Origin of the sequence: Pseudomonas sp. P116 (assembly GCF_020149425.1) — a bacterium.
GTDB lineage: Bacteria > Pseudomonadota > Gammaproteobacteria > Pseudomonadales > Pseudomonadaceae > Aquipseudomonas > Aquipseudomonas anatoliensis.
In genome coordinates, this window is sequence record NZ_JACVHB010000001.1 from 939951 (window position 1) to 952420 (window position 12470).

The window sequence follows — 12470 nt, forward strand, 5'->3', positions numbered from 1 at the left end:
GAAATCTCCCGCCTGAAGGAAGAATAGTCTTACAGGGTGAGTCTGCTGGCTCACTCTTTGGCCAACACCCCGTCGATCACCGCGCCACGGCAGCCCGCGAACATGTCCAGATCCTGCTGATACACCGAGCTGTGCACTTCCAGCAGGCCCAGCATCGAATGAAACAGATTGTCCTGGCTCAATGGCTTGTCGCGACTCATTTGCAGGCAATGCGTATCGACCGAGTAGGACTTCTGATAGCTGTCGGAGAACCACGCCAGCATGGCGACATGTTTCTGCTGCTCCGGCGCCAGCATGTAAGGCGTGCCGTGAAGGAACAGGTTGTACTCGCCCAGCGACTCACCGTGATCAGACAGATACAGCATGGCGGTATCGACCTTGTCCTGATTGCTGCGCAACACATCTATCAGACTCGACAGCACATGGTCGGTGTACACCAGCGTGTTGTCGTAACCGTTGACGATACTTTCGCGACTGCAATTGTTCAGCGCATTACTTTCACAGACCGGGGTGAAGTGCTCGTACTCCTTCGGGTAACGCTTGAAGTACTCCGGGCCGTGGCTGCCCATCTGGTGCAATACCAGCACGGTGTCCTTGTCCAGATGATCGATAAAACCTTGCAGGCCTTGCAGGAGAATCTCGTCGCGGCACTCGCTGTTGGCGCACAGCGTCGGGTCTTTCAAGTTGCTGACGTCTTGCACAGTGACGCGATTACAGGTGTCTTTGCAGCCCGACTGATTATCGCGCCAGATCACGTCGATCCCGGCGCGCTTGAGTACATCCAGCAAACCTTCTTCATTCTTCGCCTTACTGGCGTCGTAGTTCTTGCGGCCCATGTTGGAGAACATGCACGGCACGGAGACTGCCGTTTCCGTGCCGCAGGAATGCACATCGGTAAATGCAATCAGCCCTGCTTCCTTGTCGAGTGTTGGCGTGGTGTCGCGGTCGTACCCCAGAATGCCAAAGTTCTCCGCCCGCGCACTTTCACCCACTACCAATACGGTCAAGGATTTGCGCGGATGATTCTGCAAGGCAACATCACGCTGGGCGTCCTCGCCGATCTTGACGAATGGCTGCTGCGCAGAAGCGACTTGTTCACGCAGATAGCCGGCCGCCGCGCCGATGTAGTTGCTCGGCACCAGCATCAGGCGCAATTCGTGGTGATTGCGAAACAAGGATGACAAACCCTGGTAGTTGGCCAGCGCCACCCCACCGATGACCGCCACTGAGGCGAAACTCACAATAACCTTGCTGAACAACTCGCGGTGCCAACGGCGGTAGTCGACCGGAACTTTCCACAACAACCAGGACGGCAGCACACCCAAAAAGACTATGTAAGCGAGCAACTTTAAAGAGAGCAGGTCGCGAACTTCGGTGACATTGGTTTCAGCGAAGTTACGTAACATTCCTGCATCGATCAATACACCGTATTGGCTCATGAAATAAGCCACGCCTGCGCTGATCAGGAACATCAACGTCAGTACGGGTTTCAATACTCGGCGAAACGCCAGGAAGGTCAGCACAATGTTGAAGGCCGCGAAGATCATCACCCCGAAAGCAACGCGCATGGCAATGCCCTTGCCATCCGCCGAGGTAATCGCGAACAGGTGCTGCCAAAGCACAAAGTTGAATCCAGCTAAAAAAAACGCACTGGCACACAACGTCACCCATTCCGGGCGCACGGCTTTTAACTTCAACATGGTTAGGGATATTCCTGAAGAGAAGTGCCATCGCCAATTGTGAAAAGTTCATTGACTCAGACAGCACAAACTTTAAGCAGGCAACCATCAATTTTTTGTGAAAAAGAAGCCAACGAATAGTTGGTTGATGGCTATACGCCAAAACTTGCGAAGTATTTGGGAATGATTCAGGTCTGGTTCAGCGAATCGCAGGATCTTCCTGTAGGGGCTGCCGAAGGCTGCGATCTTTTGATCTTTTTTTGCAAGATCAAGATCAAAAGATCGCAGCCTTCGGCAGCTCCTACAGGGGATTGCGGGGTTATTGGATTTTTAGGTGGGGCCGTGGATTTTCTGGTTTGCCCCAGTCAGGTGAGTGCGCGCCTAATCATCAGCCTTCGGTTTTAAGGTCTGAAAATGGAAAACGTCCGCATCACCGCGCGCCCCGCAACCTGGCTGATGCTCGGCATCGTCTTGGTCGGCCTTAACCTGCGCCCATCGATGGCGGCAGTCGGTCCGTTGTTATCGGCGATACGTGGCGATATTGCGTTGAGTTTCAGCGTCGCCTCGCTGCTGACGATGCTCCCTGTCATGGCCATGGGATTGGCGATGTTTTTCGCAATGGGCATCAGCCAGCGCCTCGGCGAGCAACGCACGGTACTGATGTCGCTGGTCATCATTGGCCTGGCGACCGTGGCACGCCTGTTTGTTGATTCGGCCGCCGAGCTGATTGTCAGTGCCGTGCTCGCCGGGTTCGGAATCGCACTGATTCAGGCCTTGATGCCAGCGTTCATCAAATCGCGTTTTCCCAACAACGTAGCGCTGTGCATGGGCCTGTATGTGACCTCGATCATGGGCGGCGCGGCCATCGCCGCCTCGTTTGCACCACTGGTCATGTCACGCACGGGCAGTTGGCGCGTCGGTCTGGCGATATGGGCAGGGCTGGCATTGCTGGCATTGTTGTTCTGGTGGGCACAGCGCGCGAATACGCCTCGGGCCCCGGCGCCATTTGTAAGAAAACAATCCTTCGTCACACATTCCCGCGCCTGGTTACTCGCGATCTTCTTCGGCCTGGGGACAGCGTCCTACACGTGCGTTCTCGCCTGGCTCGCGCCGTACTACGTCGAAAAAGGCTGGAGCGAACAAAACGCCGGGCTGTTGTTAGGTTTTCTGACCGCCATGGAGGTGATTTCCGGTCTGGTAGTGCCCGCCATCGCCAATCGCAGCCGTGATCGTCGTGTGGTGCTGATGGCGCTTCTCGGGCTGATCATCGGCGGCTTCTATGGACTGATCCTCAGCCCGCAATACCTCAGCCTGTTGTGGCCGTGCCTGCTGGGGCTGGGGATTGGCGGTTTGTTTCCGATGAGTCTGATCGTCTCGCTCGACCATCTCGACAACCCGCAGCGTGCCGGAGGTCTGACCGCCTTCGTCCAGGGAATCGGCTATCTGATTGCCGGGCTCTCGCCACTGCTGGCCGGGATGATCCGCGATCATCTGGGCAGCTTCGAATGGGCGTGGTGGTCACTGACCGCAGTGATGGTGGTCATGCTTGTCATGGTGCGGCGTTTCGATCCCCGGCATTACGCACGACAGTTTCATTGATCGGCTAGAGGCTTCTGGCCATGTTTCAGCGGTTTGATTGATGACGTCGTGTTGCTAAAACTTTCTGTCCCACAACTGTCCGTGAAATGTCCTACAAGGCTTTGTCCTGGCACCATCGTTCCGTTAGGATCGTTCGCACACGTTTGCGCGTATTCAGCGCAAGGAGCACAGCGAGACAGTACGGATGCTGAACAGTAACTTGCTTCGAAAACTCGACATGCAGGATCTCATGGTGTTTGTCGCCGTGTACGAGCAGAGCAGCGTCACCAATGTTTCGGAAACGCTGTTTGTCAGTCAGTCCACCGTCAGTTATTGCCTGAAAAAACTGCGCACCAGTTTCGAAGACGAGCTATTCATCAACACTCGCACGGGCATGCGCCCCACCTACAAGGCCTGCAGCATGTACGGCCATGTGCAGAAGATTCTTGAAAGTATCAACCTGTGCCACGCCGGCGCCCCGGTGTTCAACCCGACCCAGCAAGCGGTCACGTTCAACATCTGCGCCCCGGAATACTTCGAGCAATTGATTCTGCCGCGCCTGTTGAAACGTTTCGACTTCGATGACTTGCCGGTAATGGTCAACATGCACAAGTTCGAAACTGACGTCCCGGCCGACGAATTGCGCGACGGCAGCCTCGATCTGGTGATCAGTTTCGGCCCCAACTTTCACCGCCACCACACTGACCTGAAATCGCGAATGCTGCTGGAGGATGACCTGGTCTGCGTCTTCGACAAACGCGCCACGCCACTGGAGCCGCGCCTGAGCCTGCAAGCGTTCACCGAGCGGCGGCATGTGTTCCCGACACCCTGGATGTCCACCACCAATATGGTCGACGGCTGGCTGGCGCGGCAGGCACAAAAACGCCAGATCGTCGCGCGTTCCAACAGTTACAGCGCCGCATTGAAGATGATCACCGGCACCGACTTCATCCTCACCCTGCCCCGGCGCATCCAGCGTTTACTCACCAACGACGCGGTGTTTAATCACTGTGAGGCGCCCAATGGCCTGCCGGGATTCACCCTCGATATGCAATGGAGCCAAAACGCCGATCAGGACAGCGCCAACGTGTGGCTACGCGAGCAAGTGATCAAGGTGTGCAGCGAGCTGGAAGCAGGCTAACTAAACACCGATGGCGGTTTTACTGTAGGACTCGCGGTCGATATCCAACAGCTCCACACACAACTGCACCTCGACGCCGGCCGGCCATTCGCAAAGTTCCTGCAACACCGCCAGCAGACTTTGCGACAGCTGCTTCTTGGTCTCGGCCGAACGACCGCTGAGCAGCGCCAGCTTCACATGCACAAACGCCCGCTCGCCCATGGCCGTGCCGACCTTGAAGGTTTCAACCTTTACCGCACGGCTCTTGATATCGAACTCCGCGGCGAACTGACCGGAACCCACCAACGTGTTGTTTAGCCGGATCAACGCGAGGTCGGCGTTCAACTGCGGCAGGTTGGCGGTGTATTCCATGTGCAGGTGTGGCATGGGGATGCTCCAGTCAGTGGGGTGAAAGTTCGTACATATAACACAGACGGCTTAATGCAAATCCTTGTAGGAGCTGCGGCACGCTGCGATCTTTTGATTCTGCTTTTCAAATATCAAGATCAAAAGATCGCAGCGTGCCGCAGCTCCTACAGGGGTACCGCGCAGTGACCGCGCGATAACGAAGGGCAGAGATTTTTTGTCACGCCGGGGTCAGGGGGCGCTCACTCATGAACGCTTCAAGCCGCGAGCGCAACCAGCGCTCGGCCGGGTCGCTGTCGACGTGGCTGAGCCAGACCATCGACAGGTCCAGTGTCGGCGTCTTGAACGGGAACGGTTCCTTGAACAGCAACCCGGAGGTCGCCATGGCTGCGGCGGTGTAATCCGGCAGGCTGGCGATCAGGTCAGTACCGGCCAACAGCGCCGGCAACGCGCTGTATTGCGGCACCGACAGCACCACCTGACGGGTACGGCCAAGTTCTGCCAGCCACTCATCGGCGAAGCCGCTGACGTTGGCCGTGTGGGACACCAGCACATGCGGGCGCGCGCAGTACTCATCGAGGGTCAGCGGTGTATCGGAGGCGTCGGCACGCAGGATGCTCGGCTGAATGTGCCGCAGCAGTTTGCGTTTGGCATTGGCCGGCAGGCCACGGGTCTGGCTGATGCCAACGGTGATGTCGCCGGCAGCGAGCAAATCGGGAATCCGCCAGTAATCGACGTGCTGCACAACGAACACCACGTTCGGCGCTTCCTGACGCAGCGCGCGCAACAGCGGCGGCAGCAGACCGAACTCGACGTCATCAGACAGGCCGATGCGGAAGGTCATGGTGCTCACCGCCGGATCGAAATCGCGGGTCAGGCTCAGCGCCACTGACAGCGAATCCAGCGCAGGCTTGAGGTGGCGAAAGATGTCTTCGGCGCGGGCCGTCGGCTCCATACGGTGGCCGACGCGAATAAACAACGGATCGTTGAGCATCGTGCGCAAGCGATTGAGCGCCGAGCTGATGGTCGGCTGGCCGAGAAACAGCTTTTCCGCCGCGCGGGTCACGTTGCGTTCGAGCATCAAGGTTTCGAACACCACCATCAGGTTGATGTCGGCCTTGCGTAGTTCATTGCGGTTCATCCATTGCCCCCTGCTCCCCAAACTGGCAGGCAGTGTAGAAAGGCCTGGGGGGCGGCGTCCATCGCCATGATGCGTCGGTCCACCGGCAGGCGATTCAAACCCGGCCAGATGACCAACTCAAGATCGAGCAACTGACGAAAAAACCTCATGGGTGCGCGGAAAAGTCTGTGGAAAAACGACGCCATACAGCCGATCAACCGAACACACCAGACGCTCTGGCTCAAGCCCTTCAGAAACATCCGTGAACGATTGGAAACAAATGTCCGATGGCCAAAAAAACCGCCTGCGCTAGGCTTGCGTCGATGCGCCACACAGGCTGTCGCACGTATTAATCGCATGGAGCGAACTGAATGTATTTCGAGATTTACAGGCAATCCAGAGGCACCCCCACTACAGGCAAAGGCCAATGGCGCTGGAGGCTGCGCGCAGGCAATCACGAGACCATCGCCAGCGGCGAGTCGTATGTGAACAAGGCGGATTGTTTACACGTGATCGAGTTGATCAAGGGTGCGCAGGGGGATACACCGGTCAAGGAAATTTAACCGCGAGAGTCACCGCGCGACACCGTCCTACAGCCCTTTCCTTTTTTGCTTGAACGACTGGCGGGCCTCCTTTCCTCTCCTACGCTCTGCGGCGGATGGGGCAATTTGGTCCTGTTTCACCTGATCATTCAAACTCAAAAGGAGCTACACAATGGCTAGAGATAAAGCAAAAGACGACAAGCACTTCAACTGCACCCAACCACATGAAACCGACTACGTCGCCGGCCTGTACCCACACGCCCAGGAGGAAGTCAGAAACCTCCTCGCCTCGGCGTGTAAGGACAAGTCGCTGCATAACTCGACGCATAAGGAAGTTTATGAGCTGATCGAATTGAAGCTGGGGCACTCGCAGCCGTGATTGGACCGCCGAAGGGTCTGATGTAGACCCTGCTGAAATGCAAAGCCCCACAGGTTCGTCCTGAGGGGCTTTTTCTGCGTTTGATAAAACGGCGTCGGCAGATGCAGGAGCAGGTCTTGATGGCCTGTACCAAAAACGAAAAAGCCCCGTAGATTTTCATCTACGGGGCTTTTTCTATGTATGGCGGAGAGATAGGGATTCGAACCCTAGGTACCGGTGAAGGTACAACGGATTTCGAATCCGTCCCATTCGGCCACTCTGGCATCTCTCCAACGGCGCGCATCATAACAACACTTTTACCGAAAGCAAACCCTCTTTCGAAAAAATCTGCGTGCTATCAGATGCTTGCGTCGATTAAAGCGGTACGCCCAGACGATTGGCGACTTCTTCGTAGGCTTCGATAACGTCACCGAGGCCCTGGCGGAAGCGGTCTTTGTCCATCTTCTTCTTGGTGTCCTTGTCCCACAGACGGCAGCCGTCCGGGCTGAACTCGTCGCCTAGGACGATGGAGCCGTCGCTGAATACGCCGAATTCAAGCTTGAAGTCGACCAGCAGCAGGCCGGCGTCGTCGAACAGTTTGCTCAGGACTTCGTTGACCTTGAGCGACAGTTCTTTCATGCGAACCAGTTGCTCGGCGGTGCCCCAGCCGAATGCCACGACGTGGGATTCGTTGATGAACGGGTCGCCCTTGGCGTCGTCCTTCAGGAACAGTTCGAAGGTGTACGGATTGAGCTTGATGCCCTCCTCCACACCCAAGCGCTTGACCAGGCTGCCCGCAGCGTAGTTACGCACGACGCATTCGACCGGGATCATGTCCAGCTTCTTCACCAGGCACTCGTTGGCGCCCAGCAGTTTGTCGAATTGGGTCGGAATGCCGGCCGCTTCGAGCTTCTGCATGATGAAGGCGTTGAACTTGTTGTTCACCATGCCTTTGCGGTCGAGCTGTTCGATACGCTTGCCGTCGAACGCCGAAGTGTCGTTGCGAAACAGCAGGATCAAGCGGTCAGCGTCGTCGGTCTTGTAAACCGATTTGGCTTTGCCGCGGTAGAGTTCTTCACGTTTTTCCATGATGGGCTCCGCTTGCTAAGTAGGTGGGCTAGGCGATGTGGCGCCAGTCGAGCCCTGAATCTTGATCGGCCAGTTGCAGCCAGTCCGGGTCGCACCCAAGGGTGTCGACAAAACATTGTCGGGCCAGCTGCGGCAAGTTGTTCTTGCTGCTCAGATGAGCCAGGACCAGATGTTGCAGCCCCTGCCAGCCCAGCTCGGACACCAGGAATGCCGCCTGATGGTTGTTCAAATGTCCCAGCTCGCCGCCCACCCGCTGCTTGAGAAAGTACGGGTAATGACCACGGGCCAGCATGTCACGGCAATGGTTGGATTCGATCATCAACGCATCGAGATCCCGATAACCCTCCAGCACCCGCTCGCAGTAGGAACCCAGGTCGGTCAGCAGGCCGAAGCGCCGCTGCTCGATGTCACTGAATACATACTGGGTCGGTTCCTGCGCATCATGGGCCACGGCAATGACCCCGATGTTCAGTGCACCGATCTGCAGTTGCTCGCCGCCGGCCAGAAAGCCTGCGGGTTCAATCGGTTTGCGCATCCCGCGCAGTGTGCCGCGACTGAGGTAGACCGGCAGATTGTAACGCCGAGACAGTAAACCCACGCCATGCACGTGGTCGGCATGTTCGTGGGTTACGAGTATCGCGCTCAGTTGCGCCGGGTTTACACCCAGGCGCAACAGGCGTTTTTCGGTTTCCCGCAGGGAAAAACCACAATCCACCAGCACATACGTATCAGCACTGGCGATCAGCGTGCCGTTCCCTTGGCTACCGCTGCCGAGAACGGCAAAACGCATGTGATCAGCCCAGGTTGTCCTGAATGACGCTCAACACTTTGCGCGCCACATCGGCAGGCGCAACGGTGTTGATGTTTTTCTCGACGGTGACCTGAATGTTCTCGCCAACCTTGCTCAGGCGAACCTGATAACGCTCGGCACGGGCTTCAACTTCTTCCTTGCTCGGCGCGCTGCCGAACAGGCTGCTGAAGAAACCAGGCTTGTCGTCTTTCTTCTCGGCTTTTTCGGCCAGGTTGATGTAGTACAGGCCCAGGCTGCGGTTGATGTCTTCAACGCGCCATTCGCCTTGTTCCAGTGCGCGACCAACGCTCGACCAGGCACGGTCAAGGTCGGTACCGACGTTCAACACCGGGTTACCGCTGCCGTCTTCGTTGAGACTGACGCGGCTCGGGGTATCGAAATCACGGGACGCCAACATCGACACCGAACCGCCCTTCTCGGAGATACGGCTCATGCTCGCGAGCATGTCGTCGACCAGAGCGGCGTCCAGCCCCGTGTTGACCGAACGGTTGGTGAAGGCCACATCGGCGCTGCTGCCGGCAGGACGCTCGGCGCTGACCACGTAGATTTCACTGGTATTGCGCTGCACGCCTGGCTCGATCCGCACACGAACGCGGGTTTCGCTGTCGGTGCTGACGCCCGCTGCGCTCAGGCGCTTGGCCATTGCTGCCGACAGCTCGTCGGAATGCTGCCAGGTGGTGGTGAATTCGCCGGTTTGCGGACGCTGTTCATCCAGACGGAAACCGTTGTCCTGGAAGAACTGCACAGCCACTGGCCAGACTTCGGCCGGTGGATGCTGGGCCACGACCCAACGGGTATCGCCACTCTTCTGCAGCGAGTAGTCGCTGGCATCGGCAACGGCCGACAACGGCTGAGGACGCGGAACCACGTACTCGCCCTTGGCGGTGTCGTCAGCGACGTTGCGCGGGATCGGCAACAGCGGATCCAGACGCTTGGATGTGCTGACATCCGCTGGCAGTTGCATCGGTGCAGTCTGTTGCGCTTGCAGGTAATCGCTACCACGGTCGCGGAAATAACCTTCCGGCCCCCAGACCCATCCGCAGCCGCTGGTGCTGGAGATAATCAAGGCAAGTGCGGAAAGTCCGGCCATTCGCTTCATGCGTTGTACTTCCTCAATTAAACCAGGACGCTGCACTGGCGCAGGGCCGAGCGAAGCGTTTCATGACAAGGAGTGCTCAGCCAGGTGAGTGGCAGGCGGATGCCTTCGTGCATCAGGCCCATTTCAACCAAAGCCCATTTCACCGGAATCGGGTTGGCTTCGATGAACAGGTCTTTGTGCAGCGGCATCAGTTTTTCGTTGATGGCCCGTGCGGTCTCGGCGTCGCCCTTGAGCGCGGCCTCGCACAGATCAGCCATTTCGCGCGGAGCGACGTTGGCAGTAACCGAGATATTGCCCTTGCCGCCCAGCAGGATCAGTTCGACGGCGGTCGGGTCATCGCCGGACAGCACGATGAAGTCCTTGCTCACGCCATCGATGATCGCTTTGGCACGAACCAGGTCGCCGGTGGCTTCCTTGATGCCGATGATGTTCGGCACGGTGGACAGGCGAATCACGGTCTCGGCCTGCATGTCGCAAGACGTGCGGCCAGGAACGTTGTAGAGAATCTGTGGGATGTCGACCGATTCGGCGATGTGTTTGAAATGCTGATACAAGCCTTCCTGAGTCGGCTTGTTGTAGTACGGAACGACCAGCAGGCAGGCATCGGCACCGGCTTCTTTGGCGTTGCGGGTCAGCTCGACGGCTTCGCGAGTCGAGTTGGCGCCAGTGCCGGCGATGACCGGAATACGGCCTGCAACCTGTTTGACCACGGCTTTGATGACGGCGATGTGTTCTTCTACATCAAGGGTTGCCGACTCGCCGGTAGTACCGACCGCGACAATGGCATGGGTGCCGTTCTTGAGGTGGAAGTCCACGAGTTTGCTGAGGCTGTCCCAGTCAAGACGCCCTTGTGCATCCATGGGAGTGACCAGTGCCACCATACTGCCCGCAATCATGAAACCGCTCCTGCCGGAAAAAGAGAGCGGTAATGGTACTGGCGCCAAGATGCTTGCACAAGCAAAGTACTGCGCTGCCGCCATTCCCCTTGGCGTCGCTTTTCGCTACCCTTCAGACTTTGATCGGTACTGATCAGCTTGTACGCCGGGTTTCAGCCTCCCTTTTCGGCCTCCCAGGCCCCGTTCCAGCGTCGCATCGACGCGCTCCCGTTGAGTGGAGCGAGCCGCGAGCGCTTGCCGGGGCTTTCTGAACGGACAGCCTTAATGGGCACACGGGCACTCTGCGGCGATCAACGCCCGTAAACCTACCGACCGCTCATCGCTTTAGGAATGCTGCATGTCCACCCCCACAGTTCGCGAACAATTCCTTGTCATCAGTGCCCTCGGCGCCAACCCCATGGAGCTGACTAACGTCCTGTGCCGCGCCAGCCATGAAAATCGCTGCGCCGTGGTTACATCCCGTTTGACCCGCCATGGCGAGTGCAGCGCACTGATTCTCGAAGTCTCTGGCAGCTGGGACGCCCTCGCGCGCCTGGAAGGCAGCCTGTCAGGTCTTGCCAAGAAGCACGCCTTTACCGTCAACGTGGTGCGCAGCGCACCACTGGAGAACCGTCCGCAGGCGCTGCCATACGTGGCTTACGTCAGCTCGGCGTATCGTCCGGACATCATCAATGAGCTGTGCCAGTTCTTCATGGATCACAACGTCGAACTGGAAAACCTGACGTGCGACACGTATCAGGCACCACAGACCGGCGGCACCATGCTCAACGCCACCTTCACCGTGACCCTGCCGGCCGGCACCCAGATCAGTTGGCTGCGTGATCAGTTCCTGGATTTCTCCGATGCGATGAACCTGGATGCGCTGATCGAACCTTGGCGTCCACAGAACCCAATGTAAGGAAGTTTTCATGGCTGTTGTCATCGACCAACCGGTTGCAGATTTCGAAGCACCTGCCACCAGTGGGCAAACCGTCAGCCTGTCTGCCCTGAAGGGCAAGCAAGTGGTGATCTACTTCTATCCGAAGGACAGCACCCCGGGCTGCACCACCGAAGGCCAGGGCTTTCGTGACCAGTACGCGGCGTTCAAGGCTGCCAACACGGAAATCTTCGGCATCTCCCGCGATAGCCTGAAGTCCCACGAGAACTTCAAGGGCAAGCAGGAGTTCCCGTTCGAGCTGATCAGCGACAAGGACGAGGCTGTCTGTCAGTTGTTCGACGTGATCAAGCTCAAGAAGCTGTACGGCAAGGAATACCTGGGCGTTGATCGCAGCACTTTCCTGATTGATAAGGACGGCGTGCTGCGCCAGGAATGGCGGGGCGTGAAAGTGCCGGGGCATGTTGATGCTGTTTTGGCTGCTGCTCAAGCGCTGAGTAAGGCCTGAAGATCAAAAGATCGCAGCCTGCGGCAGCTCCTACATTTTCGATGTTAGATCGCATATTTTGCGGCGACACCGAGAACTGTAGGAGCTGCCGCAGGCTGCGATCTTTTGCTTTAAAGCACCGGCGCCACCACCCGCTCCTTGCGCGACGCTATTGCCTTCAGGCTTTTTTCAACCAGTAACGGTAGACGCCTGCTTCGTCTTCTTCGCGCAGCAGCGTATGCCCGGCCAACTTGGCAAAGGTGCGAAAGTCGCGCTGGGAGCCCGCATCGGTGGCGATCACCTTCAGCACCGCGCCGCTTGCAAGCTTGTTGAGTTCCATTTTTGCCTTGAGCAACGGCAACGGACAATTCAGGCCGCTGGCGTCCAGCTCTGCGTCATGGGCTACAGCGTCAGTCATTGCGTCACTCCGGATCAGGTCAGTCGAGCAGCC

At 57.8% G+C, this 12470-nt stretch carries 14 protein-coding genes and 1 tRNA gene; 6 read left to right on the forward strand and 9 right to left on the reverse strand.

The genetic code is table 11. From position 1 onward, the window contains the following. Nucleotides 1-50 precede the first annotated feature (50 nt). Nucleotides 51-1700, reverse strand: a complete 1650-nt coding sequence (locus ICA15_RS04575; RefSeq protein ID WP_210553751.1) for a phosphoethanolamine transferase — start codon at nucleotides 1698-1700, stop codon at nucleotides 51-53. Nucleotides 1701-2093: 393 nt separating this feature from the next. Here ICA15_RS04575 and ICA15_RS04580 point away from each other — a divergent pair, with 393 nt between their 5' ends. Together ICA15_RS04580 and ICA15_RS04585 are read left to right on the forward strand one after the other, a co-directional pair. Next, nucleotides 2094-3278, forward strand: a complete 1185-nt coding sequence (locus ICA15_RS04580) for a cyanate transporter (RefSeq protein WP_210553752.1) — start codon at nucleotides 2094-2096, stop codon at nucleotides 3276-3278. A gap of 184 nt (nucleotides 3279-3462) precedes the next feature. Next, on the forward strand, nucleotides 3463-4398 hold the full coding sequence (locus ICA15_RS04585; protein ID WP_210553753.1) for a LysR family transcriptional regulator: 936 nt from the start codon (nucleotides 3463-3465) through the stop codon (nucleotides 4396-4398). Here the strand turns inward: ICA15_RS04585 and ICA15_RS04590 are convergent, their stop codons facing one another. Both ICA15_RS04590 and ICA15_RS04595 read right to left on the reverse strand, forming a co-directional pair. After that, entirely contained in the window at nucleotides 4399-4764 is a 366-nt protein-coding gene (locus ICA15_RS04590; RefSeq protein ID WP_150603035.1) for a 5-carboxymethyl-2-hydroxymuconate Delta-isomerase, read from the reverse strand. 199 nt (nucleotides 4765-4963) lie between these two features. Then, nucleotides 4964-5884, reverse strand: coding sequence for a LysR substrate-binding domain-containing protein (locus tag ICA15_RS04595; protein WP_150603036.1), 921 nt, complete (start codon nucleotides 5882-5884; stop codon nucleotides 4964-4966). A 350-nt stretch (nucleotides 5885-6234) separates the two neighbouring features. On the opposite strand from ICA15_RS04595, the gene ICA15_RS04600 reads away from it, so the two are divergent. Together ICA15_RS04600 and ICA15_RS04605 are read left to right on the forward strand one after the other, a co-directional pair. Beyond that, entirely contained in the window at nucleotides 6235-6426 is a 192-nt protein-coding gene (locus tag ICA15_RS04600) for a YegP family protein (protein ID WP_150617663.1), read from the forward strand. Between the two features lie 151 nt (nucleotides 6427-6577). Continuing rightward, nucleotides 6578-6784 (forward strand): hypothetical protein, encoded by a 207-nt coding sequence (locus ICA15_RS04605; protein WP_150617662.1) that lies wholly within the window; start codon nucleotides 6578-6580, stop codon nucleotides 6782-6784. Nucleotides 6785-6965: 181 nt separating this feature from the next. Here the strand turns inward: ICA15_RS04605 and ICA15_RS04610 are convergent. From ICA15_RS04610 to dapA, 5 genes are all read right to left on the reverse strand, one after another. Beyond that, nucleotides 6966-7055, reverse strand: a tRNA-Ser gene (locus ICA15_RS04610). An 83-nt stretch (nucleotides 7056-7138) separates the two neighbouring features. Then, nucleotides 7139-7852, reverse strand: a complete 714-nt coding sequence (gene purC / locus ICA15_RS04615; protein ID WP_210553754.1) for a phosphoribosylaminoimidazolesuccinocarboxamide synthase — start codon at nucleotides 7850-7852, stop codon at nucleotides 7139-7141. A 28-nt stretch (nucleotides 7853-7880) separates the two neighbouring features. Continuing rightward, nucleotides 7881-8642: an MBL fold metallo-hydrolase gene (locus ICA15_RS04620; protein WP_042558077.1), complete on the reverse strand. Its 762-nt coding sequence runs from the start codon at nucleotides 8640-8642 to the stop codon at nucleotides 7881-7883. Between the two features lie 4 nt (nucleotides 8643-8646). Beyond that, the gene (gene bamC / locus ICA15_RS04625) at nucleotides 8647-9762 is read right to left on the reverse strand and encodes an outer membrane protein assembly factor BamC (RefSeq protein ID WP_047300077.1); all 1116 of its coding nucleotides are present in this window, start codon (nucleotides 9760-9762) and stop codon (nucleotides 8647-8649) included. A 17-nt stretch (nucleotides 9763-9779) separates the two neighbouring features. Next, on the reverse strand, nucleotides 9780-10658 hold the full coding sequence (gene dapA / locus ICA15_RS04630; protein WP_042558075.1) for a 4-hydroxy-tetrahydrodipicolinate synthase: 879 nt from the start codon (nucleotides 10656-10658) through the stop codon (nucleotides 9780-9782). A 337-nt stretch (nucleotides 10659-10995) separates the two neighbouring features. Between dapA and ICA15_RS04635 the strand changes: the two genes are divergently transcribed. Further along, the gene (locus ICA15_RS04635; RefSeq protein WP_150603039.1) at nucleotides 10996-11556 is read left to right on the forward strand and encodes a glycine cleavage system protein R; all 561 of its coding nucleotides are present in this window, start codon (nucleotides 10996-10998) and stop codon (nucleotides 11554-11556) included. A 10-nt stretch (nucleotides 11557-11566) separates the two neighbouring features. Next, nucleotides 11567-12040, forward strand: a complete 474-nt coding sequence (locus ICA15_RS04640; protein WP_210553755.1) for a peroxiredoxin — start codon at nucleotides 11567-11569, stop codon at nucleotides 12038-12040. Between the two features lie 157 nt (nucleotides 12041-12197). On the opposite strand, the gene ICA15_RS04645 is transcribed toward ICA15_RS04640, so the two are convergent. After that, nucleotides 12198-12437, reverse strand: a complete 240-nt coding sequence (locus ICA15_RS04645; RefSeq protein ID WP_150603040.1) for a sulfurtransferase TusA family protein — start codon at nucleotides 12435-12437, stop codon at nucleotides 12198-12200. Nucleotides 12438-12470 lie beyond the last annotated feature (33 nt).